General features: G+C 73.7%; 26 protein-coding genes. 23 read left to right on the plus strand and 3 right to left on the minus strand.

Annotated features, from left to right (window positions below; translation table 11 throughout):
- Positions 1 to 19: 19 nt before the first annotated feature.
- A complete protein-coding gene (locus IMZ35_RS31425) occupies positions 20 to 1,210 on the minus strand; it encodes a DUF5667 domain-containing protein (protein ID WP_199441625.1) in 1,191 nt (396 codons plus the stop codon).
- 90 nt (positions 1,211 to 1,300) lie between these two features.
- Positions 1,301 to 1,930, minus strand: a complete 630-nt coding sequence (locus tag IMZ35_RS14610; RefSeq protein WP_199441626.1) for a sigma-70 family RNA polymerase sigma factor — start codon at positions 1,928 to 1,930, stop codon at positions 1,301 to 1,303.
- A 155-nt stretch (positions 1,931 to 2,085) separates the two neighbouring features.
- Here IMZ35_RS14610 and IMZ35_RS14615 point away from each other — a divergent pair, with 155 nt between their 5' ends.
- From IMZ35_RS14615 to IMZ35_RS14705, 19 genes are all read left to right on the plus strand, one after another.
- Entirely contained in the window at positions 2,086 to 3,573 is a 1,488-nt protein-coding gene (locus IMZ35_RS14615) for an AMP-binding protein (RefSeq protein WP_307868138.1), read from the plus strand.
- A 31-nt stretch (positions 3,574 to 3,604) separates the two neighbouring features.
- On the plus strand, positions 3,605 to 3,841 hold the full coding sequence (locus tag IMZ35_RS14620; RefSeq protein ID WP_199441627.1) for a glutaredoxin family protein: 237 nt from the start codon (positions 3,605 to 3,607) through the stop codon (positions 3,839 to 3,841).
- Between the two features lie 49 nt (positions 3,842 to 3,890).
- Positions 3,891 to 5,447, plus strand: a complete 1,557-nt coding sequence (locus IMZ35_RS14625; protein ID WP_199441628.1) for a molybdopterin-dependent oxidoreductase — start codon at positions 3,891 to 3,893, stop codon at positions 5,445 to 5,447.
- A 113-nt stretch (positions 5,448 to 5,560) separates the two neighbouring features.
- Positions 5,561 to 6,244 (plus strand): fasciclin domain-containing protein, encoded by a 684-nt coding sequence (locus tag IMZ35_RS14630; RefSeq protein ID WP_199441629.1) that lies wholly within the window; start codon positions 5,561 to 5,563, stop codon positions 6,242 to 6,244.
- A gap of 222 nt (positions 6,245 to 6,466) precedes the next feature.
- Positions 6,467 to 7,258 (plus strand): redox-sensing transcriptional repressor Rex, encoded by a 792-nt coding sequence (locus tag IMZ35_RS14635; protein ID WP_438816872.1) that lies wholly within the window; start codon positions 6,467 to 6,469, stop codon positions 7,256 to 7,258.
- Between the two features lie 55 nt (positions 7,259 to 7,313).
- Complete coding sequence (locus tag IMZ35_RS14640) at positions 7,314 to 8,672, plus strand: glutamyl-tRNA reductase (RefSeq protein ID WP_199441630.1); 1,359 nt, start codon at positions 7,314 to 7,316, stop codon at positions 8,670 to 8,672.
- The gene (hemC, locus tag IMZ35_RS14645) at positions 8,669 to 9,601 is read left to right on the plus strand and encodes a hydroxymethylbilane synthase (protein ID WP_199441631.1); all 933 of its coding nucleotides are present in this window, start codon (positions 8,669 to 8,671) and stop codon (positions 9,599 to 9,601) included. The genes IMZ35_RS14640 and hemC overlap by 4 nt, the downstream gene beginning before the upstream one ends.
- Before the next feature lie 18 nt (positions 9,602 to 9,619).
- The gene (locus tag IMZ35_RS14650; protein WP_199441632.1) at positions 9,620 to 11,152 is read left to right on the plus strand and encodes a bifunctional uroporphyrinogen-III C-methyltransferase/uroporphyrinogen-III synthase; all 1,533 of its coding nucleotides are present in this window, start codon (positions 9,620 to 9,622) and stop codon (positions 11,150 to 11,152) included.
- Between the two features lie 85 nt (positions 11,153 to 11,237).
- Positions 11,238 to 12,215, plus strand: coding sequence for a porphobilinogen synthase (hemB, locus tag IMZ35_RS14655; RefSeq protein WP_199441633.1), 978 nt, complete (start codon positions 11,238 to 11,240; stop codon positions 12,213 to 12,215).
- Positions 12,197 to 12,715 carry a hypothetical protein gene (locus IMZ35_RS14660; RefSeq protein ID WP_199441634.1) on the plus strand — a complete coding sequence of 173 codons (519 nt, stop codon included), beginning with the start codon at positions 12,197 to 12,199 and terminating at the stop codon, positions 12,713 to 12,715. The genes hemB and IMZ35_RS14660 overlap by 19 nt, the downstream gene beginning before the upstream one ends.
- 52 nt (positions 12,716 to 12,767) lie before the next feature.
- The gene (locus IMZ35_RS14665; protein ID WP_199441635.1) at positions 12,768 to 13,274 is read left to right on the plus strand and encodes a hypothetical protein; all 507 of its coding nucleotides are present in this window, start codon (positions 12,768 to 12,770) and stop codon (positions 13,272 to 13,274) included.
- Between the two features lie 99 nt (positions 13,275 to 13,373).
- A complete protein-coding gene (locus IMZ35_RS14670; RefSeq protein WP_199441636.1) occupies positions 13,374 to 13,940 on the plus strand; it encodes a hypothetical protein in 567 nt (188 codons plus the stop codon).
- Between the two features lie 217 nt (positions 13,941 to 14,157).
- Entirely contained in the window at positions 14,158 to 14,742 is a 585-nt protein-coding gene (locus tag IMZ35_RS14675) for a hypothetical protein (protein ID WP_199441637.1), read from the plus strand.
- Positions 14,739 to 15,293, plus strand: coding sequence for a hypothetical protein (locus tag IMZ35_RS14680; RefSeq protein WP_199441638.1), 555 nt, complete (start codon positions 14,739 to 14,741; stop codon positions 15,291 to 15,293). Before IMZ35_RS14675 ends, IMZ35_RS14680 begins: the two co-directional genes overlap by 4 nt.
- A complete protein-coding gene (gene mce1N / locus IMZ35_RS14685) occupies positions 15,290 to 15,730 on the plus strand; it encodes a transport-regulating membrane protein Mce1N (RefSeq protein WP_199441639.1) in 441 nt (146 codons plus the stop codon). Before IMZ35_RS14680 ends, mce1N begins: the two co-directional genes overlap by 4 nt.
- Positions 15,731 to 15,743: 13 nt before the next feature.
- On the plus strand, positions 15,744 to 16,085 hold the full coding sequence (locus IMZ35_RS14690) for a hypothetical protein (protein ID WP_199441640.1): 342 nt from the start codon (positions 15,744 to 15,746) through the stop codon (positions 16,083 to 16,085).
- Between the two features lie 49 nt (positions 16,086 to 16,134).
- A complete protein-coding gene (gene hemL / locus IMZ35_RS14695; protein WP_199441641.1) occupies positions 16,135 to 17,460 on the plus strand; it encodes a glutamate-1-semialdehyde 2,1-aminomutase in 1,326 nt (441 codons plus the stop codon).
- A 17-nt stretch (positions 17,461 to 17,477) separates the two neighbouring features.
- On the plus strand, positions 17,478 to 18,086 hold the full coding sequence (locus tag IMZ35_RS14700; RefSeq protein ID WP_199441892.1) for a histidine phosphatase family protein: 609 nt from the start codon (positions 17,478 to 17,480) through the stop codon (positions 18,084 to 18,086).
- Positions 18,083 to 18,661, plus strand: a complete 579-nt coding sequence (locus IMZ35_RS14705; RefSeq protein ID WP_199441642.1) for a TlpA family protein disulfide reductase — start codon at positions 18,083 to 18,085, stop codon at positions 18,659 to 18,661. Before IMZ35_RS14700 ends, IMZ35_RS14705 begins: the two co-directional genes overlap by 4 nt.
- Before the next feature lie 45 nt (positions 18,662 to 18,706).
- On the opposite strand, the gene IMZ35_RS14710 is transcribed toward IMZ35_RS14705, so the two are convergent.
- Complete coding sequence (locus IMZ35_RS14710) at positions 18,707 to 19,669, minus strand: M64 family metallopeptidase (RefSeq protein WP_199441643.1); 963 nt, start codon at positions 19,667 to 19,669, stop codon at positions 18,707 to 18,709.
- A 130-nt stretch (positions 19,670 to 19,799) separates the two neighbouring features.
- Between IMZ35_RS14710 and IMZ35_RS14715 the strand changes: the two genes are divergently transcribed.
- The 4 genes from IMZ35_RS14715 to IMZ35_RS14730 all read left to right on the plus strand — a co-directional run bounded on the left by IMZ35_RS14715 (position 19,800) and on the right by IMZ35_RS14730 (position 24,747).
- Positions 19,800 to 20,579 (plus strand): cytochrome c biogenesis CcdA family protein, encoded by a 780-nt coding sequence (locus IMZ35_RS14715; protein ID WP_199441644.1) that lies wholly within the window; start codon positions 19,800 to 19,802, stop codon positions 20,577 to 20,579.
- Positions 20,579 to 22,123 carry a cytochrome c biogenesis protein ResB gene (gene resB, locus IMZ35_RS14720; RefSeq protein ID WP_199441645.1) on the plus strand — a complete coding sequence of 515 codons (1,545 nt, stop codon included), beginning with the start codon at positions 20,579 to 20,581 and terminating at the stop codon, positions 22,121 to 22,123. Before IMZ35_RS14715 ends, resB begins: the two co-directional genes overlap by 1 nt.
- A complete protein-coding gene (ccsB, locus tag IMZ35_RS14725) occupies positions 22,123 to 23,106 on the plus strand; it encodes a c-type cytochrome biogenesis protein CcsB (RefSeq protein ID WP_199441646.1) in 984 nt (327 codons plus the stop codon). Before resB ends, ccsB begins: the two co-directional genes overlap by 1 nt.
- Before the next feature lie 156 nt (positions 23,107 to 23,262).
- Positions 23,263 to 24,747, plus strand: coding sequence for a MinD/ParA family ATP-binding protein (locus IMZ35_RS14730; RefSeq protein WP_199441647.1), 1,485 nt, complete (start codon positions 23,263 to 23,265; stop codon positions 24,745 to 24,747).
- Positions 24,748 to 24,766 lie beyond the last annotated feature (19 nt).

Here is a 24,766-nt window from a genome sequence, read left to right on the forward strand (position 1 = left end):
CGAGGCCCAAGGGTAGCGATCAGCCACCGGTACCGATGCCGGGCAGGGCGGGGGCCGGTGCGGGCACCTCGACACCGGGCAGGGGCAGCGGCAGGGGCAGCGGCAACGGCAGCGGCAGGGGCAGCGGCGGGGTCGGCACGGGCGGTGCGGTGGTCGTCGGCGGCGGCGGCGCGGGGGCCGGCGTGCCGGACGGGGGCGGCGCGGAGGGCCGGTCGCTCGTCGCCGGGGGGACCGGCGCGACCGGGGGAGCCGGGAGCTGCCGCGCCGACCCGCCGCCGGGCTCGTCGGTGGGTTCGTCGGTGGGTGCGGGCGGACCGGGGAGCACCGTCGGGGCGGGCGTCAGCGCGCCCGTGGAGGAGTTCGGCACCACCGGTGCCCGCGCGCACTCCCGCGCGGGCACCGGACCGACCTCGTCGGCCGAGCCGGACGTGACGGGCAGGCAGGCGGACCGCGCCAGCAGCTCGTCGGCGCGCTGCCGGACCCGGTCCAGCAGGTCCAGGCTCGTCCCGGCGCGCTCGACGACCGGCGACGGCGTCCGGGGCCGCAGCGCGGACAGCCGCTGCCCGTGCGACCGCGCCCAGTCGGCGAGCAGCGTCAGCGCCGCCGCGTCGGAGTTCACGCCGACCGTCGCGAGCCGCCGCGCGCCCTCGGCGGTGTCGGCGTCGAAGTCGGTGAGCGCGGTGAGGTAACCGCCGGCCGGGCCTCCGCCGGACTCGCGGAAGCGGTCGGTCATCGTCTCCATCTCGGCCAGCCGCGCCGCCGCGAACCCCAGGTGCTTGAGCGCCCGCTCCCGCTCGCCGAAGGTCAGGCCGAGGGACGCCGACTCGGCGTTGCGCTTCACCGCGTAGAGCGCGTCTCCCGGCAGCGCGCCGCGGCTGAGCAGCAGGGACATCCCGGCGAGGGCGAACACCAGGCACAGTGCCGCGGCCAGCGCCACGAGCAGGCGGCCGCGGGCGCTGGTGCGCGCCGGTGGCGGGGTGGTGCCGCCTCCCGGAGCGTGCAGGACGCGCTGGCGGATGCGGTCGCGCTCCTCGCCGGTGGGGCCGCTGAGGGGGGCCGCGCGCCGCAGCAGGGCCACGACGGCGAGGTCGCCGGCCAGCCCGCCCGGCGTCGCGGGGTCGGTCGAGTCGCCTCCCTGGCGCGACTCGACCGCGCGGGCGAACGCCTCGCGCTCCCTCTGACGCCCTCTCGGCGTGGTGCCTCTGTCCACCGTCCCACTACCAACCTCGACCGGTTCTCGACCACGTCAACGAACGCGGGGGCCGCCGGGTTACGGCGTGGCACGTGATTCCGGGTGAGTTCAGCGCAGCCAGCTCGGCAGCAGCTGCCCCAGGCGGCGCACCGCGCGGTGCTGGAGGGCCTTCACGGCTCCCTCGTTGCGGCCCATGAGGGCGGCCGTCTCCGCCACGGACAGGCCCTGGAGGAAGCGGAAGACGATGCACTCGCGCTGGTCGTCGCCGAGCTGCTGGATGCAGCGCATGAGCTCGGCGTTCGTCGCCTCGGTCATGACCTCCTGCTCGGGGCCGTCGGTCACCTCGCGGTTGTCGGCCAGCTCGGGGGTCGTGACCTCCAGGCGGTAGCGGCTGGACTTCACGTGGTCGAAGACGATGTTGCGGGCGATCGTCACGAACCACGCGCCCACGTCGCGGCCCTGGTAGCTGATGGAGCCGATGCCGCGCAGCGCCCGCAGGAACGTCTCGCTGGTGACGTCCTCGGCGAGCGAGCGGTCGTTCACGCGGAACAGCACGAACCGGAACACCACGTCGACGTAGCGGTCGTAGAGCTCGCCGAACGCGTCCGAGTCGCCCTCCTGGGCGGCTCGGACCAGGTCCCACGGCTCGGCGACGGGTCGGTCGTCGGCGGGAGCGTCCGCGCCGCCCCGCGCGACGCGGAACGTCCGAGCGGTGCTGGGGCGTGCTCTGGCGGTCATCGGGCGGCGGCACCTCCACAGAGTCACCGGAAGGGCAGCATACGTGTTGTTACTCCGTAGTAGGTAGTGCGCGCCGCGCGGGCGGACCCCTGTGGGCGGGGACCCTCGCCGTGACAGACTGCCCGGAAGATCGCAGTCGCTGCCAGGAGGTCACGGTGTCGGTGCACGAGTCCCCCGCCCGCAACGTCGCCGACCTCGTGCGGACCTCGGCGGCCGGAGATCCGCAGCACGTCGCCCTGATCGACGCGGCCACCGGCGCGTCCTGGACGTGGCGGCAGGTCGACGGAGCCGTGGACGCGGAGGCGGCGCGGCTCGTCGCCGCCGGGCTGAGCCGCGGCGACCGGGTCGTCGTGCGGCTGCCCACCGGCGCGGCCTTCTGCGTCGCGGTGTTCGGCGCGCTGCGCGCGGGCGCCGTGGCCGTGCCGCTCGGCCCCGGCCAGCCGCCGCGCGAGCTGGAGCGCGTGCTCGGCGACAGCGGCGCGACGCTGCTCGTCGGCGACGGCGAGGGCGCGACGGGCGTGCGGGTGCTGGACGCCCCCGACCCGGACGCGACCGCGGCCGGGGAGTTCGCGGCCGTCGGGTCCGGCGAGGACGTCGCCGTGCTCGGCTACACCTCCGGCACGTCCGGCGTCCCGCGCGGCGCGATGCTGTCGCACCGGGCGCTGCTCGCCAACGTCGCCCAGTGCGCCGCGCTGCGGCCCGCCCCGGTCGCCGCGGGGGACCGGGTGCTGCTGGCCCTGCCGCTGTTCCACGTCTACGGCCTCGGGCCCGGCCTGTTCCAGGTCGCCGGGGCCGGGGCCACCGGCGTGCTGCTGGAGCGCTTCGACGCCGAGACGGCGCTGGCCGCCGTGCGGCGGCACCGGGTGACCACGGTCGTCGGCGTGCCGCCCGTGTACCGGGCGCTGCTGGCCCTGCCGCAGGACCGGTTGCGCGAGGGGCTGGCCAGCGTGCGGCTGTTCACCTCCGGCGCGGCCCCGCTCGCCGCCGGTGTGCTCGACGGCGTGCGGCGCGGCGTCGGCCTGCCCGTGTACGAGGGCTACGGCCTCACCGAGACGGGCCCCGTGCTGACGTCCACCCTGGTCGGCGGCCTGGCCAAGCCCGGATCGGTCGGCAGCCCGCTGCCCGGCGTCGAGCTGCGCCTCGTGGACAGCGACGGGTCGCCGCTGGACCTGCAGGAGGACGAGCCGGGCACCGGCCTGGTCTCCGTGCGCGGGGCGAACCTGTTCAGCGGCTACTGGCCCGACGGAGCGCACGGCCCGGCCGCCGACGGCTGGTTCCGCACCGGCGACGTCGGCTACCTCGACGCGGACGGCGACCTGCACCTGGTCGACCGGGCCGGCGACCTGATCATCGTCAACGGCTTCAACGTCTACCCGCACGAGGTCGAGCGGGTGCTCTGCGAGCTGGACGAGGTCGCGGAGGCCGCCGCGGTGGGCGTGCCGGACGAGCGCACCGGCGAGACCGTGAAGGCGGTGCTCGTGCTCGCGGAGGGCGCGGAGCTGACGCCCGACGAGGTCGTGCGGCACTGCGCCGCCCGCCTCGCCCGCTTCAAGGTGCCCGCGGTGGTCGAGTTCGCCGACGCGCTGCCGCACACCCCGACCGGCAAGCTGGTCCGCTCCCGCCTGCGCGGCCCCCTGACCTGAGAGCGCGGCGCGACCGGTGCAGGATGGTCGGGTGGGACATCACGTGACCGTCATGAGCCGGGTCGACTGCCACGCCTGCGAGCGGGCGGAGGCCGACGTGGAGCGCGTCTGCGGAGAACTGGGCGCGACCTGGTCCGTCGAGGACGTCGACACCGATCCCGAGTGGCGGGCCGAGTACGGCGACCGGGTCCCGGTGATCCTGGTCGACGGGACCGAGCACGGCTACTGGGAGGTCGAGGAGCCCCGGCTGAGGGCCGCCCTCGCCTGACTCGGACCCGCGGTGCGAACCGCCGAGCGCTGGGAGCCGAATGCCGAGCATGGACGCCACGAAGCCGGGACGACCGTCGATCAGCGTGCCCGTCGCGGGACTGATCGGTGTGCTGGGTGTGCTGGCGGCGCTCGGGGCCGGTCACCTGGTGGCCGGCGTCGTCGGACCGTCCGCCTCGCCGTACCTGGCAGTCGGCAGCACGGCGGTCGACCTCACCCCTGCGCCGGTGAAGGACTTCGCGATCCGCACGTTCGGGACCGCGGACAAGCTGGTCCTCCTCGGCGGCATGGCGGTCGTGCTGCTGCTGCTCGCCGTGCTGGCCGGCGTGCTGTCGCGGCGCGGCGCGCTGCCCGGCTCCGCGTTCGCCGTCGTGCTGGGCCTCGTCGGCGTGGCCGCGGTGCTCGCCCGGCCCGACGTGGGCCGTCTCGGGGTCTTCGCGCCCGTCGTGAGCCTCGTCGTCGGGGTCGCGGTGTTCCGCCTGCTGCACGCGAAGGCGCTGGCGGCGGCCGGCGCGGACGAGCCGTCGCCCACCGGCGGGCCGTCGCGGCGCTCGTTCCTCGTCGCCTCCGGCGCGGTCGCCGCGAGCGCCGGGATCGCCGGGGGAGCCGGTCAGCTCCTGGCGGGCAGCGCGGACGTCGAGGGCTCGCGCCGGGCCGTCGGCGACCTGACGCCCGCGACGAGGGCGCCCGCCGTGCCCGCCGGGGCCGACTTCGCCGCCGAGGGCACGCCGACGTTCCTCACGCAGAACCGGGACTTCTACCGCGTGGACACCGCGCTCACCGTGCCCCGGCTGCGCGCCGAGGACTGGTCGCTGCGGGTGCACGGCATGGTCGACCGGGAGCTGACCCTGCGCTACGCCGACCTGCGCGACCGCGACCTCGTGGAGCGCACGATCACCATGACCTGCGTCTCCAACGAGGTCGGCGGCCCGTACGTCTCCACCGCGAACTTCGTCGGCGTGCCGCTGCGGGACGTGCTGATGGAGGCGGGGGTCCGGCCGGGAGCCGACCAGCTCTTCAGCACCAGCGTCGACGGCTGGACCGCCGGCACGCCCACCGACGTGGTGCTGGCCGAGGACACCGGCGCGCTGCTCGCCCTGGGCATGAACGGCGAGCCGCTGCCGGTCGAGCACGGCTTCCCGGTGCGGATGGTCGTGCCCGGTCAGTTCGGCTACGTCTCGGCGACGAAGTGGGTCGTCGACCTCGAACTGACGACCTTCGCCGCGAGGAGGCCGTACTGGATCGAGCGCGGCTGGGGCGTGCGCGGGCCGATCAAGACGCAGTCCCGCGTCGACTCGCCGATCGGACTGTCCACGGTCGGACCGGGCAGGACGGTCGTCACCGGCACGGCCTACGCCCAGCCGCGCGGGATCGCGAAGGTCGAGGTGCGCGTCGACGGCGGTCCGTGGCAGGACGCGCGGCTCTCCGCCGAGGTGAACGACTCCACCTGGCGCATGTGGCGCGTCGAGCTGGACCTGGCGCCCGGTGGGCACACCGTGGAGTGCCGCGCGACGGACAAGACCGGGTTCACCCAGCCGCAGGAGCGCCTCGACCCGGTCCCGGACGGCGCCACCGGCTGGCACTCGATCTTCTTCACGAAGAAGTGAGCAACTCGATCGCGTGAAATGCGAACCGCGAACCGGCCGCCTTCGAAGGTCTCAGTGTAAGACGAAGCAATCGAAGGACCCGGCCCCACCGGGAACGCAGAGGAGTGATCCGCGTGAGGAAGACCCAGATCGCCACCATCGGTGCACTCGCCGCCGCCACCCTGTCGCTCAGCGCCTGCGGCGGCGGTGACACGGCATCGACCGCCGCGTCGGGCGTCGCCTCGTCGATGATGGCCTCCGCTCCGACGACCGGCTCCTCGACCTCCGCCGCGCCCAGCAGCAGCGGCGCGAGCGACGGCGTGACCCAGACGACCGACGTCTTCGGCTCCGGCTGCGCCTCCGTCCCGCAGGACCCGAGCGACAAGGGCTCCCTGCAGGGCATGGTCACCGACCCGGTGGCCACCGCCGCGAGCAACAACCCCCTGCTCACCAAGCTCACGGCCGCCGTCGGCGCCGCGAACCTGGGCGACACCCTGAACTCCGCGCCCGCCATCACCGTCTTCGCCCCCGCCGACCCGGCGTTCGAGGCGCTCGGCGAGGCGAAGTTCGCCGAGCTGGCCGGTGACGCGGCCACCCTCGGCCCGATCCTGCAGTACCACGTCGTGGGCAAGCGCTACGACGCCGCGGGCCTGGAGTCCGCCGGAACCGTGAAGTCGCTGACCGACCAGGACCTCACGATCGAGGGCTCCGGCGAGAACATGACGGTCAACGGCGCGAAGGTGCTCTGCGGCAACGTCCCGACCAAGAACGCGACCGTGTTCGTGCTGGACACGGTGCTGACGCCGCCCGCTGCCTGACCTTCCGCGCTCCGAACGACCGCGAGGACCACCGCGCGGCGAGGTGACCAGGTCACCTCGCCGCGCGGTCCCGCGTCGTCGTCTTCCGACTTTGTGCACACGTTCACAAGCGGTACGGTGGAATCGTCACTGCGCCGGAAGCGGACGTGCTCCACCCCGGGAACGGGGTGCACCACCCGGCGGTCCAGCGCTCGCATCTCGTGGTCGGTGAGGAGTACCAGCGTGGCGGTCAAGCGGGGCGCGGGTGACGAGGTCGTGACCACCACCCCGGCGACTGCCGCGCCGGACCTCGACGGCCCCGCGGTGCGCGAGCGGGCCCGCGCCATCCCCGAGGCCGCCGTCGCACGGCTCGCCGTCTACCTGCGGGTCCTCTCCGGCATGGTCGACGGGGGCGTGACCACCATCTCCAGCGAGGAGCTGTCCGCCGCCGCCGGGGTCAACTCGGCGAAGCTCCGCAAGGACCTCTCCTACATCGGCTCCTACGGCACGCGCGGCGTCGGCTACGACGTCGAGGTGCTCGTGAGCCACATCGAGCGCATCCTCGGCCTGACCCGCAAGCACAGCGTCGCGGTCGTCGGAATCGGTAATCTTGGTCACGCGCTGGCCAACTACGGCGGTTTTCCGAGCCGCGGCTTTCCGGTCGTCGCCCTGTTCGACGTGGACGACGACCTCACCGGAGTGCCCGTGGGAGGCATTCCCGTCAGCCACATCGACGAGATCGAGCAGGTCTGCGCCTCGCGCGAGGTGTCGATCGGCGTCATCGCGACACCGCCGCCCGCGGCGCAGGCCGTCTGCGACCGTTTGGTATCCGCCGGAGTCCAGTGCATTCTGAACTTCGCACCCGTCGTGCTCCAGGTTCCGGACCACGTCGAGGTGCGCAAGGTCGACTTGGCGGTCGAGATGCAGATCTTGTCCTTCCACGTCGCCCGCAGGGCTGACGAGGCATCTGCCGAGCAGGCCGCCAACGGCATGGTCAACGGAGTGGGCGTGGAAGGCGTGGTGATTCGCCCGTGAGTGCGCGGATCGAACGGACCGCGAACCGGACGGTTCGCGGAGACGTGGTGACGGCATGAGCGTGCTCGCGGTCGGCCTCTCCCACCGAACCACACCCGTCCCCGTCCTCGAACGGGTGACCGTCGCCGAGTCCCAGCTCGGCAAGGTGCTCGACCGCCTCCTGGGTTCCGACGGCGTCTCCGAGGCCCTGGTCCTGTCGACCTGCAACCGGGTCGAGGTCTACGCCGTCGTCGAGACGTTCCACGGCGGGGTGAACGAGGTGGTGGACGTGCTCGCCGAGCACGCCGGCGTCGAGCCCGCCGACCTCTTCGACCACCTGTACGTGCACTACGCCGCCGCGGCCGTGGAGCACCTGTTCTCCGTCGCCGGCGGCCTGGACTCGATGGTCGTCGGCGAGTCCCAGATCCTCGGCCAGCTCCGGTCGGCCTACGGCACCGCCGACGAGGCGGGCACCGCGGGCCGCACGCTGCACGAGCTGGCGCAGAACGCGCTGCGCGTCGGCAAGCGCGTGCACACCGACACCGGCATCGACCACGCCGGCGCGTCCGTCGTGTCCGAGGCGCTGGCCGACGCCGAGCAGGCGCTGGGCGGCCTCGCCGGTCGCCGCGCGCTGCTGGTCGGCGCCGGGTCGATGGGCGGCCTCGCCGCCGCCCACCTGCGCCGCGCGGGCATCGGCGAGGTCGTGATCGCCAACCGCACCGCGGCCAACGGCGAGCGGCTGGCCGCCGCGCTGCGCGCCGAGGGCGTGTCCGCGTCCTCCGTCGCCCTCGTGGAGCTGCGCTCCGAGCTGGCCGACGCCGACGTGGTGTTCGCGTGCACCGGCTCGGTCGACACCGTCGTCGGCGCTGACCTGCTCACCTCCGCGCTGGCCGACCGCGACCCCGGCCGCCCGCTCGTCGTGTGCGACCTGGGTCTGCCCAAGGACGTCGACCCCGCCGCGGCCGAGCTGCCCGGCGTGCGGGTCGTGGACCTGGAGACCCTCCAGCAGCGCCTCACCGACGCCCCGACCGGCCAGGACGCCGCGCGCGCCGCCGAGATCGTGGCCGAGGAGGTCCGCGAGTACCTGGCGAGCCAGCGCTCCGCCGAGGTGACGCCCACCGTGACCGCGCTGCGCAAGCGCGCCGCCGAGGTGGTCGACGCCGAGCTGCTGCGCCTGGACTCCCGGCTGCCCGAGCTCGACGGCGCCGTGCGCGGCGAGCTCGCCAAGACCGTTCGCCGGGTGGTGGACAAGCTGCTGCACACGCCCACCGTGCGGGTGAAGGAGCTGGCGTCCTCCCCCGGTGGTTCCGGCTACGCGGAGGCCCTCCGCGAGCTGTTCGGGCTCGACCCGCAGGCACCGTCCGCGGTCAGCCAACCCGGTCGCGCGCCGTCGGCGCGCGACGACAAGTCCGTTGTGGACGGTGAGAAGCGGTGAACCGCATCCTGAGGATCGGTACGAGGGGCAGCGCGCTGGCGCTCGCTCAGACGGGGTTGATCGCCGACGCGCTGGAACGCGCGGGCGCCCGGGTGGAGATCGTCACGGTGTCCACGCCGGGTGACCGCTCGTCGGCGCCCATCGCGGAGATCGGTGTCGGGGTCTTCACCTCCGCGCTGCGCGACGCGCTGGCCGACGGCGAGGTGGACGTGGCGGTGCACTCCTACAAGGACCTGCCCACCGCGCCCGACCCGCGCCTCGTGCTGGCCGCCGTGCCGCAGCGGGAGGACCCGCGCGACGCGCTCGTGGCGCGCGACGGCCTCACGCTGGGCGAGCTGCCCTCCGGCTCGACCGTCGGCACCGGGTCGCCCCGGCGTGCGGCGCAGCTGGAGGCGCTGGGGCTGGGCCTGACGATCGTGCCGCTGCGCGGCAACGTGGACTCCCGCATCCGCAAGGTGGCCGACGGCGAGCTGGACGCCGTCGTGCTGGCCCGTGCGGGCATCGCACGACTGGGCAGGGTCTCGGAGATCACCGAGACCATCGACCCCATCCAGATGCTCCCCGCGCCCGCCCAGGGCGCGCTCGCAATCGAGTGCCGGGTCGACGACGTCGACACCGAGCACCTTCTTCAGTCCACACTGGACGATTCGGCCAGCAGGGCCGCCGTGACCGCCGAACGAGCGATGCTGGCCGCGCTCGAAGCTGGTTGCAGCGCGCCGGTCGGCGCGCTGGCCGATGTGGTGGAAGACCTCGACGGAGACGACGTCGTGTTCCGACTGTCGTTGCGCGGGGTCGCGGCGACTCCGGAGAACGCGATTCTCCGAGCGTCCGCCACCGGTGACTTGACCGCAGCAGAGCAACTCGGTCGCGCGCTGGCCGCCGAGTTGCTCGACCTCGGGGCCGCCGTGCTCAGCGGCCCAGAGGCGTAAGTGATGGGGAGTGCCCTGATGACCCGCGCACGCAAGACCCCCGGACGCATCGCCTTCGTGGGCTCCGGCCCCGGCGACACCGGGCTTCTCACAGTCCGGGCCCACGACTTGCTCTCCAGGGCTGAACTCGTGGTGACGGACCCGGACGTACCGGCCGACGTCGTCGCCACGGTCCCCGAGGGCGTCGAGATCCGCCCGGCCGTCGGCGAACCCGCCGACGTCGCCAAGGACCTGGTCGCCGAGGCGAAGAACGGCCACACCGTGGTCAGACTCGTCGCCGGAGACCCGCTGACGCTGGACGCGGTGGTGAAGGAGGCGCAGGCCGTCTCCCGCACCAGCATCGCGTTCGACGTCGTCCCGGGAGTACCCGCCGGAACGGCGGTGCCCGCCTACGCGGGCGTCGCGCTCGGCGCCGTGCACACCGAGGTCGACGTCCGCGGCACCGTGGACTGGGCCGGCCTCGCCGCCGCGCCCGGCACGCTGGTGCTGCACGCGTCCGGCAGCCACCTCGCCGAGGCGGCGTCCTCGCTCGTCGAGCACGGCCTCGCACCGCAGACGCCCGTCGCGGTGACCGCGGACGGCACCGGCTTCAGCCAGCGCACGATCGACACGACGCTCGCGTCGCTGGCGGCCGACGCGGGCGAGCTGTCGGGCCCGCTCGTCGTCACCGTGGGCGCGGCCGTGGCCGGTCGCTCGAAGCTCTCCTGGTGGGAGTCGCGGGCGCTCTACGGCTGGCGGGTCCTGGTGCCGCGCACCAAGGAGCAGGCCGGCGCGATGAGCGACCGCCTGCACTCGCACGGGGCGATCCCGGTGGAGGTCCCGACCATCTCGGTCGAGCCGCCCCGCAGCCCCGCGCAGATGGAGCGCTCGGTCAAGGGCCTGGTCGACGGCCGCTACCAGTGGGTGGTGTTCACCTCCACCAACGCGGTGCGCGCCGTGTGGGAGAAGTTCCGCGAGTTCGGCCTGGACGCCCGCGCGTTCTCCGGCGTGAAGATCGCCTGCGTCGGCGAGAGCACGGCGGCCAAGGTCCGCTCGTTCGGGATCATCCCCGAGCTGGTGCCGTCCGGCGAGCAGTCCAGCGAGGGTCTCCTCGCGGACTTCCCGCCCTACGACGACATCCTCGACCCGGTCGACCGCGTCCTGCTCCCGCGGGCGGACATCGCCACGGAGACCCTCGCCGCCGGTCTGCGCGACCGGGGCTGGGAGATCGACGACGTGACGGCGTACCGCACCGTGCGGGCCGCGCCGCCGCCCGCCGACACCCGCGAGATGATCAAGTCGGGCGGTTTCGACGCGGTGTGCTTCACCTCGTCGTCGACCGTGCGGAACCTCGTCGGCATCGCCGGCAAGCCGCACGCCCGCACGCTGGTCGCCTGCATCGGCCCGCAGACCGCGGAGACCGCGCGCGAGTTCGGCCTGCGCGTGGACGTGCAGCCGGAGGACGCCAACGTGCCCGCCCTGGTGGACGCGCTCGCCCAGCACGCGGCCCGCCTGCGCGCCGAGGGTGCGCTGCCGCCGCCGCGCAAGACGAAGCGCCTGCGCCGGTCCTGATGTCGGTACCCCCGTCCACGGGTGCGGTCGTACGCCGACCGCACCCGTGAACGGGGGTTTCTTCTTCTGCAGAGGAGAGCACGCCGTGTTCCCGTCCCACCGCCCCCGGCGGCTGCGCACCACCCCCGCGATGCGCAGGCTGGTGAGCGAGACCACCATCCGCCCGCGTCAGCTCGTGCTGCCGGTGTTCGTCAAGGAGGGCGCGACGTCCCCCGTGGAGATCTCCTCCATGCCGGGCGTGCACCACCACACCCGCGACTCCCTGCGCAGGGCGGCCGAGGAGGCCGTGCGGGCCGGTGTGGGCGGTCTGATGCTCTTCGGCGTGCCCCAGCGGCGCGACGCGGTCGGCTCCGGCGCGGTCGACCCCGACGGCGTCCTCAACGCCGCGCTGGCCGACCTGCGCTCCGAGCTGGGCGACAGCACCGTCCTGATGGCCGACACGTGCCTCGACGAGTTCACCGACCACGGCCACTGCGGCGTGCTGGCGGCCGACGGCACCGTCGACAACGACGCCACGCTGGAGGTCTACGCGGAGATGGCGGTGGCGCAGGCCCGCGCCGGAGCCCACGCGCTCGGCCCCAGCGGCATGATGGACGGCCAGATCGGCGTCCTGCGCTCCGCGCTGGACGAGGCCGGGTTCACCGACACCTCGCTGATCGCCTACTCGGCGAAGTACGCCTCCGCGTTCTTCGGCCCGTTCCGCGACGCCGTCGAGTCCCAGCTCAGCGGTGACCGCAAGACCTACCAGCAGGACCCGGGCAACGGCCGCGAGGCGCTGCGGGAGGTCGTGCTCGACCTCGCCGAGGGCGCCGACGCCGTGATGGTGAAGCCCGCCCTGGCCTACCTCGACGTGCTGCGCGCGGTCGCCGAGATCTCCGACGTGCCCGTCGCGGCCTACCAGGTGTCCGGCGAGTACTCGATGGTCGAGGCGGCGGCCCGCAACGGCTGGATCGACCGGGACCGCGCGATCCTGGAGACGCTCACCTCGATCCGCCGCGCGGGTGCCGACGTCGTGCTGACGTACTGGGCGACCGAGGTCGCCGGGTGGCTCGACCGGGACTGAGCGCCCCGCCCCGGCCGCTGGTGCTGTCGCGGTGGCTGTGGACCGCCGGCGCGGTGCTGGGGGCGACGCGGTTCGTGCTCCAGCTCGCGGACCGGCGGATGCTGGCGGAGCGGGTGCGCGAGGTGCAGCCGTGGCTGGGGCAGGCCGAGGTGGACTCGGCGGTGTCGGCGAGCGTGCTGTTCGGGCTCGTCCTCGCCGCCGGGCTCGTCGCGCTCTACGCGGTGCCGGGCGCGTTCGCCGTGCGCGGACGGCGGTGGGCGCGGGTCGTGCTGGCCGTCGTGGGCGGAGTTGGCCTGCTGTTCACCCTGACCCGTTTCGTACTGCTGGCGGCCGGGCTCTCCGCAGCGGCCGGACTGGTCGTCAACCGCGTGGACCTGGCCTTTCTGGTCGTCACGGCACTCGTCGACGCCACCGCGCTGACGCTGCTGTTCACCCCTTCCGTCAACGGTCACTTTCGTGATCCGTCTCTCGGTGATCGCGTCGTAGCCAACGGTAGCTAACGGATCGTGTAACTCGGTCGACAGCCTGACCTCGGCTGTTTACGTTCCGCGCATGAGCAACCCGAACGAACCCCACTACAACCAGGCACCCCCGCTGAACGAGAGCGAACTGCGCTCCGCCGAGCGGCCCAAGGCGGTGGACACGGCGTACCTGCTGTGGCTGATCGCGGCGGGCCTCAGCGTCGTGGCGAACCTCCTCGGCTTCGTCACCCAGCAGGCGGTCGTCGACCAGTACGTCAAGGACAGCGGCCTCCCGCCCGAGATCGCCGAGAGCGCGGCCCCCGGCTACGGCAGCATCATCTTCTCCCTCGTGATCGTGGCCCTCTGGGTCGTGGTCGTGCTCCAGATGCGCAAGGGGGCGAACTGGGCCCGCATCGTGCTGACCGTCCTCGGCGCGCTGTCCGTCCTGTTCAGCGTGCTGGGCATCTCGGTGCTGCTGAGCATCGGCTTCCTGGGTGTGCTCCAGGCGCTGCTGGGTCTCGCGGGCGCCGTCGTGATCGTCGGCGCGATCGTGTTCATGTTCAAGCCGGAGTCCAGCAGGTTCTTCAAGGCCAGCTGATCGCGACCGGTGGTGGGCGGCTCCGTCCACCACCGGGACGTGGCACCGGCGTCCGGTTCGCGGTGGACAGCCCCGGTGCCCGGTTCTAGCGTGCGGGGGATGACCACACCTCCTGAACCGGACCAGCCGCAGCGGTCCTTCCCCCCGGCGCCTCCGCCGCCGCCCTCCGACGCCGGACCGTTCGCCGCGCCCCCGCTGAACGAGTCGGAGCTGCGCGCCTCGGGCGACGGCCCCGCCGGGCCGCCGCCGAAGGAGGTGCGGGCGTCGTTCTGGCTGTGGATCGCCGGCGCCGTGCTCTCCACCATCAGCGCGCTGCTGGTCCTGACCCAGCGGGACGCCGTCGTGGACCAGGTGCGCTCCACCCCGGAGGGCGCCTCGCTCGGCCAGGAGCACGTCGACTCGCTGGTGCTGACGACGCTGCTCGCCGCCGTCGCGGTCAGCCTCGTCGTGGCGGCCCTGTACGTGCTGTTCGCGTTCAAGGCCCGCGCCGGACGCAACTGGGCCCGCGTCGTCCTGGCCTTGCTCACCGGTGCGAGCCTGCTGTTCCAGCTCGTCGGCGTGTCGATCCTCGGACTGCTCGTGGCCCTCGTCGGGATCGTCGCGACCGTGCTGCTGTTCCTCCCCGGCGCCAACCAGTACTTCACCGCGGCTCAGCGCCGAGACTGACGCCCGTTCCCCGCACCGCGCCCCCGCCGCGCGCGGTGCGCCGGACGCGACGTGCGTCGATCCGCGCCGCGCACGGGGTCGAGTGCGGCACAGTGGTGCCAGCTCATCACGAAGAGGTCGTGCTCCAGGAGTCCGTGCTCGTGCTGGCCGCGCCGGGAACCACGCCGATCACGACCTCCACCGACGAGACTCCTGAACCACGACCTGGGAGACCGGCATGTCGCAGTACCACCCGCACGGTCAGCAGTACGACGTCGTGCCGGTGAGCACCCCGCTGGGCTGGCACGCCCCCATGCCGGGCGACGCGTGGTCCGGCGGGCCGCCCCCCGCTCGCCCGGCCGAGCTCGTCGCCTCGTTCTGGTGCTGGATCGCCGCCCTCGTCCTGAGCGTGCTGACCGTGCCGGTGATGATGCTGCTGCGCGACGACGCGTTCACGACCGCCGTGCAGGCCGGTGAGGGGCTCACGCCGGAGGAGGTGGCCGCGGCCGGTCTGCTGTTCCGCATCACGGTGGCGATGACGGTCGTCGGCTTCGTCGTGGCCGCCGCGCCCTACCTCGTCGGCGCCCTCAACCTGCGGCTGGGCCGGGCCTGGGCGCGGATCTTCCTGACCCTGCTCACCGCGCCGGCCGCCCTGTACTGCCTCGTCTGGTTCTCCGTGTTCGCGACGGACGACCTCTGGGGCGGCGTTCGCGGTGTCGGCCTGTTCGCCGTGGTGCTGACGGTGCTGCTCACCCTCGCCGCCGTCGTGCTGATGTTCCTGCCCGCGGCCAACCGGTACGTCGCCGCGGGAGGCAGCAGGTGACACGACCCCCGTTCGACCCGTACGGCCAGAACCCGCTGCGCCCGGTCGACCACCCGGCCGGCGGGCGCGGCCCGCACCCGCCCGGCGCGATGCCGTACCCGGCGCCGATGAACCCGGTGCAGACGACCGTCACGGGCGCCGGCCGTCCCGGGGCGGTGGTCGTCGCGTTCGTCCTGTGGCTGCTCGCCTCGCTGACCTGGCCGGTGGGCACGCTGGCCCGCGACCTCGTCGCGGGCGAGGCCGACGCCGGCTGGTCCGCGTTCGACCTGTTCCTGATGCTGTGCTTCGTGGTGCTGGTCCTGTGGGGCGCGCTCTCGTTCCTGTTCGGCAGGCACGCGGCGCGCGTCGCGCTGTGCGGCGGCGCGTTCCTCGCGGAGGCCCTCGCCGTGGTCCACCTGGTCGTCGCGGTGCGCGACGGCACCGGGTACACCGGCGCCGCGCTGGTCGTCGGGTGGCTGGTGCTGGTGCTGCGCGTGGTGCTGCCGCCGCTGGCCGTGACCGCGAGCTTCGTCCCCGCCACCCGCGGGTACTTCGCCGCGAGCGGGTCGTGACGGACGACGACGGCCCCGTGCTGCACGCCGAGCGGGGCGCGACGTGGTGGCCGGTGCTCTGGGGGCCGCTGTTCGCGCTCGTCGCCATCGGCGTGGAGGCGCTCACCGGGCCCGTGCTCGTGCTGCCGTGGCTCGCCGCCGGTACCGCCCTGGCCCTGCCCGCCGCCGTGTGGGTGCAGGGCCGGCGCGCCATCGGCTCGGTCCGCCTCACCCGCGGCGTCCTGCGCCAGGGCCGCGAGACGCTGCGCGTCTCCGACCTCGCCGAGGTCGACGACGTGGGACGGCCCGTGGGCGCGCGGGTGCTCGGCGGCGGCTGGAACGTTCCGCGCGGCACCACCGAGCTACCCGTCCGGCTCGCCGACGGCACCGTGGTGATCGCCTGGGCCCGCGACCCCGACGCCTTGCGCAGGGGCCTGCGCGAGGTGCTCCCGGCGTGAGAGGCTAGCGCCCGTGACGGCACCACCGGTCAAGCTGGACGACGACACCGCGCGGGACGACGCCGGGCCGCCGGTCTTCGCGTCGGCGCTGCACCAGCCGCGGCGCGCGCTGGTCGCCGCCGCCGAGGTGGTCCTCGTGCTGCTGCTCGCGGTGGCGGCGGTGTGGTGCTGGAACCGGGGCGTCGTGCCGCTGGAGTACCCGATCGAGGGCCGTCCCGAGCCGCTGCCCGGCAGCAGGTACCGGGGCAACTGGCTCGGCGCGGCCGTCGGCCTCGCGACGCTCGCCGCCGTGTTCGCGCTCGACGCCGTCCGCCAGTTCGTGCTGGCCTCCCGCGTCCGCCGCCGTTCTCGCTGAGGAGGGACGTGGCCCTGGCCACTGCGCGGCTCGTGTGAGACTGGGTGTCGTGACAGCTAGGAGCACGACAGCGGAGACCACCCGATCCCAGGCGCTGTTCGAGCGAGCGGCGACCGTGACCCCCGGCGGGGTGAACTCGCCGGTCAGGGCGTTCCACTCGGTGGGCGGCACACCCCGTTTCATGGTGCGCGGCGCCGGTTCGCACCTGTGGGACGCCGACGGCAACCGGTACGTGGACCTCGTGTCGTCGTGGGGGCCGATGATCCTCGGCCACGCGCACCCCGAGGTCGTCGACGCCGTCCGGTCGGCCGCCGTGCACGGCCTGTCCTTCGGCACGCCCACCGAGGGCGAGATCGAGCTGGCCGAGGAGATCGTCGGCCGGGTCGCCCCCGTGGAGCAGGTGCGCCTGGTCAACTCGGGCACCGAGGCCACGATGAGCGCCGTGCGGCTCGCCCGCGGCTTCACCGAGCGCCGCAAGGTCGTCAAGTTCGCCGGGTGCTACCACGGCCACGTCGACGCGCTGCTCGCCCAGGCGGGCTCCGGCGTGGCGACGCTCGGCCTGCCCACCTCTCCCGGCGTGACCGGCGCGCAGGCCGCCGACACGCTGGTGCTGCCCTACAACGACGTGGACGCCGTGCGGGCCGCCTTCGCCGCCAACCCCGGCGAGATCGCCTGCGTGATCACCGAGGCCGCCGCGGGCAACATGGGGGCCGTCGCGCCGCGGCCGGGCTTCAACGCCGCGCTGCGCGACCTGTGCCGGGAGAACGGCGCGCTGCTGGTCGTCGACGAGGTCATGACCGGTTTCCGGGTGTCCCGCGCCGGGTGGTTCGGCCTGGAGGGCGTGGCCGGCGACCTCTACACGTTCGGCAAGGTGATGTCCGGCGGCCTGCCCGCCGCCGCGTTCGGCGGTCGCGCCGACGTGATGTCGAAGCTCGCCCCCGTCGGCCCCGTCTACCAGGCCGGGACGCTGTCCGGGAACCCCGTGGCCGTCGCCTCCGGCCTCGCCACGCTGCGCGCGGCCACCGACGACGTGTACGCGGCGCTCGACCGCAACGCCGCCCGTCTCGGCGAGCTGTTCACCGGCGCGCTGTCGCAGGCCGGCGTGGAGCACCGGGTGCAGTTCGCCGGGAACCTGGTCAGCGTGTTCTTCACCGCCGACGAGGTCGTGGACTACGCCGGTGCGCGGGCCGCGCAGACGTGGCGCTTCCCGCCGTTCTTCCACGCCCTGCTGGAGCGCGGCGTGTACGCGCCGCCCAGCGCGTTCGAGGCGTGGTTCGTCAACGCCGCGCTGTCCGACGACGACTTCCAGGTCGTCGCGGACGCGCTGCCCCACGCGGCCGCCGCCGCGGCCGCCGCCCAGGAGGGAACGAAGTGACGCGGACCGTCGTGCACATGCTGCGGCACGGTGAGGTGCACAACCCGACCGGAGTGCTCTACGGCCGGATGCCCGGCTTCCGGTTGTCGGAGCTGGGGGAGAAGCAGGCGCTGACCGTGGCCGAGCACCTCGCGGACCACGACGTCGTGCACGTCGTGGCGTCCCCGCTGGAGCGTGCGCAGCAGACGGCGACGCCCATCGCCGACGCGCACCAGCTGGAGCTGGACACCGACGAGCGGCTGCTGGAGTCGATCAACCAGTTCGAGGGCCTGAAGGTCGCCGTGGGCGACGGCGCGCTGCGCGAGCCGCAGCACTGGCCGAAGCTCGTCAACCCGTTCCGGCCGTCCTGGGGCGAGCCCTACATCGACCTGGCGCACCGGATGCTGGGCGCGGCGCAGCGCGCCCGCGCCGCCGCGGAGGGCCACGAGGCGGTGTGCGTGTCGCACCAGCTGCCGATCTGGACGCTGCGGCGCTTCCTGGAGGGCAAGCGGCTGTGGCACGACCCGCGCCGCAGGCAGTGCTCGCTCGCGTCCCTGACGTCGCTGGTGTTCGAGGGCGAGAAGCTGGACCGGATCGTCTACACCGAGCCGGTCGGGGCGACGAACCCGCGGGTGACCGGGGCATGAGAGCGCGCCTCGTCGCCGTGGTCGCGCTGCTGTTCGCCGCGGGCTGCTCCACCGGCACCGACGCCGTCGTGACGGGGTCGCAGTACGAGTTCGTCGCGCCGGCCGGGCAGACCCGGATCACCTACTCCGGCGCGGACCGCAAGCCGATCGCCGGGCTGAGCGGCCCCGACCTGATGAACGAGGGCCGGGAGCTGTCGCTGGCCGACTTCGCCGGGGACGTCGTCGTGGTCAACGTCTGGGGCCAGTGGTGCCCGCCGTGCCGCACCGAGGCGGCCGAGATGGAGACCCTGCACGACGAGCTGGGCGAGTCGGGCGTGCGGGTGCTGGGGCTGGACGTGCGGGAGACCTCGCGCCAGGCGCCGCAGGACTTCGTGCGCGACCGCCAGCTGACCTACCCGTCGATCTACGACGAGTCGGGCCGCACGCTGCTGGCGTTCAGGGGCTACCCGCCCAACGTGGTGCCGTCGACGATCGTGCTCGACCGCGCGCACCGGGTGGCGGCCGTCCACCTGGAGCCGGTGCTGGCCGACGACCTGCGCCCCCTCCTGGCGGAGCTGGCCGCCGAGACCGCCTGATCCCGCGACCGGCACCGGCGGTCCGCCGCCGGTGCCGGTCGCGGGTCAGTTCAGCTCGGGAATCCTGGTCCGGAAGGCGGCGATCATCGCGTCGCGGCCGATCGAGTTGAACTCGCGGCCCAGGGTGCGCATGATCGAGTCCTGCGTCGGGCGGTAGAGCCCGTGCAGGTGGTACCTGGCGCCCTCGTACGCGCCGACCACGCCGCCGTCCGGCGACGGCTGGCCCAGGTACTCGCTCCACTTCGCGCCGGTCGGGTCCTTCGTCACGTTCACCTCGGACGGTTCGACACCGGTGTGGGTGTCGTAGGGGTAGTCGTACTCGTCCGCGAGGTGGCCGATCGAGTGGCCCAGCTCGTGCACGGCGATCTGCCCCGCCTGCCGGTTCGCCCCCGCCGCCGACGCGACACCGCCGCCCGCGCCGCCGTACTTCGCGGTGTTGCCCAGCGCGATCACCTGGTCGGCCTGCGGCGCGAGCGCGCCGAACTGACGCGCCTTGGCCTGGTCCACGCACAGCAGGCGCTCGGTGGCCGGGTCATCGCCCCGGCAGAAGAAGCCCATGTCCAGCGCGGTGTCGCGGAGCTCGCCCAGCGCCGGGTCGTGATCCACCCCGGACTGGGGCGAGACGACGTTGACCTGCCACACGTTGAAGTACCGCGCGTGGGAGGTGAAGGGCTCGACCGCCGACAGCTCGGCCCACTTGCTCGCCACGTGCTCCGAGTACGCGGCCAGTTCCGCACCGGTGTACCCGTCGCCGACGAAGACCAGGTCGAACCGCGCCTCCGGCGCACCGGTCTCCTGCACGGGCACCACCTCGGCGTGCACCGCCGACGCGGACAGCGGCCGGTCCCGCGCGACGGGCACCCGCACCCGCGTGATCGCGCCGTCCGGGGAGAAGACCTCGCGCCACTCCAGCGCCCGCTCGGGAACGGGGGCGGCCGTGCTCGCGGTGGGCGCCGCGGCGACGAGGGCGAGGGCCAGCACCGGGAGGACGAGCCGCAGTGGTCGCACGGCTCACGACGGTACGAAGACCGCGGTACCCCCACAAGGTGCATTCGTCGTCAGTTGCGCCGTGTGAGCCACGACGCGCCAAGGGGTACCCGGTCCGCCGTCGTCGGTGCCACTACCTACGCTGGACGACGTGAACCCCACCGACCTCGCGACCTCGGGGCCGCTGCTGCTCGCCACCGGGGTCGCGCTGCTCGCCGGGATCGTCTCCTTCGCCTCGCCGTGCGTGGTGCCGCTGGTGCCGGGCTACCTCGCGTACCTCGCGGGCCTGGTCGGCGCCGAGGCGCCCGCCGTGGGCGACGGCGAGGGCGCGAAGGCCGGTCGCTGGCGGGTCGCCGGTGCCGCCGGCCTCTTCGTCCTCGGGTTCACGGTCGTCTTCGTGCTCACCTCGTTCGCCGTGCTCGGCCTCACGCAGGTCCTCTGGCTCAACGAGGACCTGCTCCAGCGCATCGGCGGGGTCGTCACCATCGGCATGGGCCTGGTCTTCGTGGGGCTCGTCCCCGCGCTCCAGCGCGACGTGCGGATGCACGGCGGCGGCAGGCGGGGCGGCCTGCTGGGCGCTCCGCTGCTCGGCGGGGTCTTCGCGCTGGGCTGGACCCCGTGCGTCGGTCCGACGCTCGCCGGCGTCCTCGCCCTCGCCCGCGGCACCGAGGTCGGCTCGGCCACGGCGCGCGGCGCGGTCCTCGTGCTCGCCTACTGCCTCGGCCTCGGGCTGCCGTTCGTGCTGATCGCGATCGGCGCGCGCTGGGCGGTGCGGGTCACCGGCTGGCTGCGCACGCACACCCGCGGCGTGCAGGTCTTCGGCGGCGTCCTGCTGATCCTGGTCGGCGTCGCCCTGGTGACCGGCCTGTGGGGCGACCTGGTCGCCCAGCTGCGCGACGGCGTGGTCAACGACGTGGAACTGCCGCTCTGATGAGGGACGTCCTCGCGCACCTGCGCAACACCTGGCGCGGCCTCACGGCCATGCGCACCGCCCTCACGCTGCTGTTCCTGCTGGCGCTCGGCGCCATGCCCGGCGCGCTGCTGCCGCAGCGGTCGCTCAACCCCGCCAAGACCGAGGAGTACGTCGCCGAGCACGGCTGGTGGGGCCGCCTGCTCGACCGGATGCAGTTCTTCGACGTCTACGGCAGCGTCTGGTTCTCCGCCGTCTACGTGCTGCTGTTCGTCTCGCTGGTCGGCTGCCTGCTCCCGCGCACCTGGGAGTACTTCGCGCAGATGCGCGCCAAGCCGGTGCTCGCGCCCCGCAACCTGGCCCGGATGCCGCACCACGAGCGGGCCGAGGTGGACGCGAGCGTCGAGGAGGCGATCGGCCGGGGCCGCGCCGCCCTGCGCGGCTGGCGGCTCGTCGAGCGCGAGGAGGCCGACGGCGCGCGCAGCCTCAGCGCCGAGCGCGGCTACCTGCGCGAGACCGGCAACCTCGTCTTCCACTTCGCGCTGCTGGGCCTGCTCGTGGCGTTCGCGCTGGGCAAGATGTTCGGCTACGAGGGCCAGGTCATCGTCCAGGCCAACGGCGGCCAGTTCTGCAACTCCGGCATCTTCAACTACGACTCGTTCCGCGCGGGGCTGCGCGTCGACGGCACCGAGCTGTCGCCGTTCTGCGTGAAGGTCGACGGGTTCGAGGCCAGCTACCTGGACAACGGCCAGGCGGAGAGCTTCCTCGCCCGCGTCGGCCACCAGAGCGGAGCCGACCTGGAGACCGGGACGTGGCGGCCCTACGACCTGCGCGTCAACGACCCGCTGCGCACCGCGGGCGACCGGCTGTACCTGCTGGGCCACGGCTACACGCCGACGTTCACCGTGACGTTCCCCGGCGGCGAGACGCGCAGCAGCGCGGTCCAGTGGCGGCCCGCCGACCCGCTGACGCTGCTGTCGGAGGGCGCGACGAAGTTCGACCCGCCCGGCTACACCGACGCGGCGCAGCGGCGGCAGCACCAGCTCGCGATCACCGGCCTGCTCGCCCCGAGCGCCGTGTTCACCGGCGACCTGCTGGGCTCGGACTTCCCCGAGGCGCGCGATCCGGCCGTGGCCGTGGACGTCTACCGCGGCGACCTCGGCACCGACTCCGGCCGCGCGCAGTCGATCTTCTCCATCGACGAGTCCCTCGTCGAGGACGGGCGGCTGGTGAAGGTCGCGCGGGTCAACCTGATGGCGGGGGAGTCCACGACGCTGGACGACGGCACCGTGGTCCGCTTCGACGGCGTCACCGACTGGGTCTCCCTCCAGGTCTCCCACGACCCCACCCAGGTGTGGGTCCTGGTGTTCGCCGTGCTGATCGTCCTGGGGCTCGTGACGTCGCTGGTCGTGAAGCGCCGACGGGTCTGGGTCCGGGCTCGCCGAGGTGAGGACGGGCGTACCGTGGTCGAGGTCGGTGGCCTCGCCCGCACCGACCAGGCGGGGTACGGCGAGGAGTTCACGGGCTTGGCCCGAAGCGTGCTCAGCGGGAAAGAGGAGAGCTGATGCCGGTCAACGAGAGCCTGGCGACCTACAGCGACTGGACCTACTCCAGCGCCGTCGTCGTCTACGTCGTCGCCACCGTGCTGTACCTGTCGGAGCAGGCGTTCGGCCGGGTGAGGGGACCGCGGGCGCGGGAGCGCGAACTCGTCGCCGCCGGAGCGACCGGCTCGTCCGCGTCGACCGGTTCGGCCGGGAGCGCGCCGCCCGCCGCGACGCCGCCCGCCGAGCGGACGCGCGCCGAGCGGCTGGGCCGCATGGGCGCCGCGCTGACGATCCTCGGAGTGCTGCTGCACCTGGCCTCGCTGGTGCTGCGCGGTGTCGCGACCGGCCGCGCGCCCTGGGGCAACATGTACGAGTACGCGTCGCTGCTGTGCCTGTTCGCGGTGGTGACGTGGGTCGTGCTGATGCGGCAGTTCCCGGTCCGCAGGCTCGGCGCGTTCGTGCTCACGCCGGTCGTGATCCTCATGTTCCTCGCCGGGACGGTGCTCTACTCGACCGCGGCCCCGGTGCAGCCCGCGCTCCAGTCGTACTGGCTGGTCATCCACGTCTCGGTGATCTCCGCGGCCAGCGGCATCCTGCTGGTGCCCGGCGTCGCGAGCCTGCTCTACCTGGTGCGGTCCGCGCACGACCGCGAGCCGGGATCGTTCGCGAGGTTCGGCCCGAAGCTGCCGGAGGCGGCGGTCCTCGACCGCCTCGCCTACCGCACCACGGTCTTCGCCTTCCCGCTGTTCACCATCGGCATCATCTGCGGCGCGATCTGGGCCGAGGCCGCGTGGGGCCGCTTCTGGGGCTGGGACCCCAAGGAGACCGTGGCGTTCGTGTCGTGGGTCGTCTACGCGGCCTACCTGCACGCGCGGGCCACCGCCGGGTGGCGCGGCGCACCGGCCGCGTGGATCAACGCCTTCGGCTTCGTCCTGACCGTGTTCAACCTGTTCTTCATCAATCTGGTGGTGGCGGGGTTGCACTCCTACGCCAACGTGAGCTGACTTCCGCTCTTCCGGAGGCCCCGCACCACGGATGATCTGCGTTTTCCCCCTTCCGGGCGAGAAGACCCCGGTGCGAGGAACCCGGCAGCGCCGACTACCGTCGAACACCGGGGGTCGGGGCGGTCTCGATCCGCATGCTCAGGGAGGTCTCCAGCGGTGACTGGTCGCTACGAGGAGCCTGAGCCGCGGCACAACGTGTCATGGCAGCAACCCGCCGGGGCGGACACCCAGAACGCCGGGGCGGAATCGGGACAGCAGCAGTACGTCGAGCCGGAGACGGTGTTCATCGACCCGGTCAGCTCGGGTCCGCTTCCGGTCGGCGGTGGGCCGTCCGGCCCGCACCCGGTGAGCGGCGGCGCGTCGGGTCCGCACCCGGTGCCGGGCGCGCAGTCGGGGCCGTACCAGGTGCCCGGCAACCAGTCGGGCCCGCACCCGGTCCCGGGCAACCAGTCGGGGGCCCACCAGGTCTCCGGCGGCCAGTCCGGCGCCTACCAGGTGAGCGGTGGCCAGTCGGGGGCCTACCAGGTCGGTGGCGGTCAGTCCGGCGCCTACCAGGTGAGCGGCGGTCCGTCCGGGGCCCACCAGGTCGGTGGCGGTCAGTCCGGGCCGTACCAGACCGGCTACCAGGGTGCGGCGCACCAGTTCCAGGGCCCGTTCCCCAACAACTTCCCGCAGACGTCGCCGGGACAGCCGCCGAAGCTGCCGCAGCAGCGCCCCGAGCAGGCGTCGGCGCAGGACATGTCCTCGCAGCGTCTGATCAAGCAGGACAAGCGACCGCCGTCGTCGGGCTGGCGCAAGACCCTGCACGCCCTGACCGGTGGCCTGATCAACCTCGGCGAGAGCCCGGCGGACGTGCGCCGCCGCGAGCTGATCGGGCGGATCAACCAGCCGCTGCGCGGGTGCTACAAGATCGCGATGCTGAGCCTGAAGGGCGGCGTCGGCAAGACGACGACCACGATCACGCTCGGCTCCACGTTCTCGTCGCTGCGCGGTGACCGGGTCATCGCGGTCGACGCGAACCCGGACCGCGGCACGCTGGCGCTGAAGGTGCCCAGGGAGACCACGGCGACCGTGCGGCACCTGCTGCGCGACGTCTCGCGGGTCACCAAGTACAGCGACGTCCGCGCGTACACCTCGCAGAGCCCCAGCCGGCTGGAGATCCTCGCCAGCGAGCAGGACCCGGCGGTGTCCGAGGCGTTCAGCGACCAGGACTACCTGCGCACGGTGGCGCTGCTGGAGCACTTCTACAACATCGTGCTCACCGACTGCGGCACCGGGCTCATGCACTCGGCCATGAAGGGCGTGCTGGACCAGGCGGACTCGCTGGTGCTCGTGTCGTCGGGCTCGGTGGACGGCGCGCAGACGTCGGCGGCCACCCTGGACTGGCTGGACGCCCACGGCTACCGCGACCTCGTGGCGAAGTCCGTGGCGGTCATCAACTCGGTGCGTCCCGGCTCGGGCAAGGTCGACCTCGACAAGCTCGCGGCGCACTTCGCCTCGCGCTGCCGCGCCGTGGTCAAGATCCCGTTCGACCCGCACCTGGAGGAGGGCGCGGAGATCGAGCTCGACAAGCTCGCGCCGGACACCAGGCTCGCGCTGCTGGAGCTCGCCGCCACCGTCGCGGACGACTTCCCCAGCTAGGTCCCGGCCGCCCGCCGCG

Source organism: Umezawaea beigongshangensis (assembly GCF_016464305.1).
Taxonomy (GTDB): domain Bacteria; phylum Actinomycetota; class Actinomycetes; order Mycobacteriales; family Pseudonocardiaceae; genus Umezawaea_A; species Umezawaea_A beigongshangensis.

Excerpts from the sequence above, each read along its gene's own strand:
- IMZ35_RS14610 (WP_199441626.1), bottom strand. The coding sequence starts at position 1,930 with ATGACCGCCAGAGCACGCCCCAGCACCGCTCGGACGTTCCGCGTCGCG.
- IMZ35_RS14625 (WP_199441628.1), top strand. The coding sequence starts at position 3,891 with ATGGACGCCACGAAGCCGGGACGACCGTCGATCAGCGTGCCCGTCGCG.
- IMZ35_RS14640 (WP_199441630.1), top strand. The coding sequence starts at position 7,314 with ATGAGCGTGCTCGCGGTCGGCCTCTCCCACCGAACCACACCCGTCCCC.
- IMZ35_RS14650 (WP_199441632.1), top strand. The coding sequence starts at position 9,620 with ATGACCCGCGCACGCAAGACCCCCGGACGCATCGCCTTCGTGGGCTCC.
- IMZ35_RS14665 (WP_199441635.1), top strand. The coding sequence starts at position 12,768 with ATGAGCAACCCGAACGAACCCCACTACAACCAGGCACCCCCGCTGAAC.
- IMZ35_RS14670 (WP_199441636.1), top strand. The coding sequence starts at position 13,374 with ATGACCACACCTCCTGAACCGGACCAGCCGCAGCGGTCCTTCCCCCCG.
- IMZ35_RS14675 (WP_199441637.1), top strand. The coding sequence starts at position 14,158 with ATGTCGCAGTACCACCCGCACGGTCAGCAGTACGACGTCGTGCCGGTG.
- IMZ35_RS14700 (WP_199441892.1), top strand. The coding sequence starts at position 17,478 with ATGCTGCGGCACGGTGAGGTGCACAACCCGACCGGAGTGCTCTACGGC.
- IMZ35_RS14705 (WP_199441642.1), top strand. The coding sequence starts at position 18,083 with ATGAGAGCGCGCCTCGTCGCCGTGGTCGCGCTGCTGTTCGCCGCGGGC.
- resB (WP_199441645.1), top strand. The coding sequence starts at position 20,579 with ATGAGGGACGTCCTCGCGCACCTGCGCAACACCTGGCGCGGCCTCACG.
- ccsB (WP_199441646.1), top strand. The coding sequence starts at position 22,123 with ATGCCGGTCAACGAGAGCCTGGCGACCTACAGCGACTGGACCTACTCC.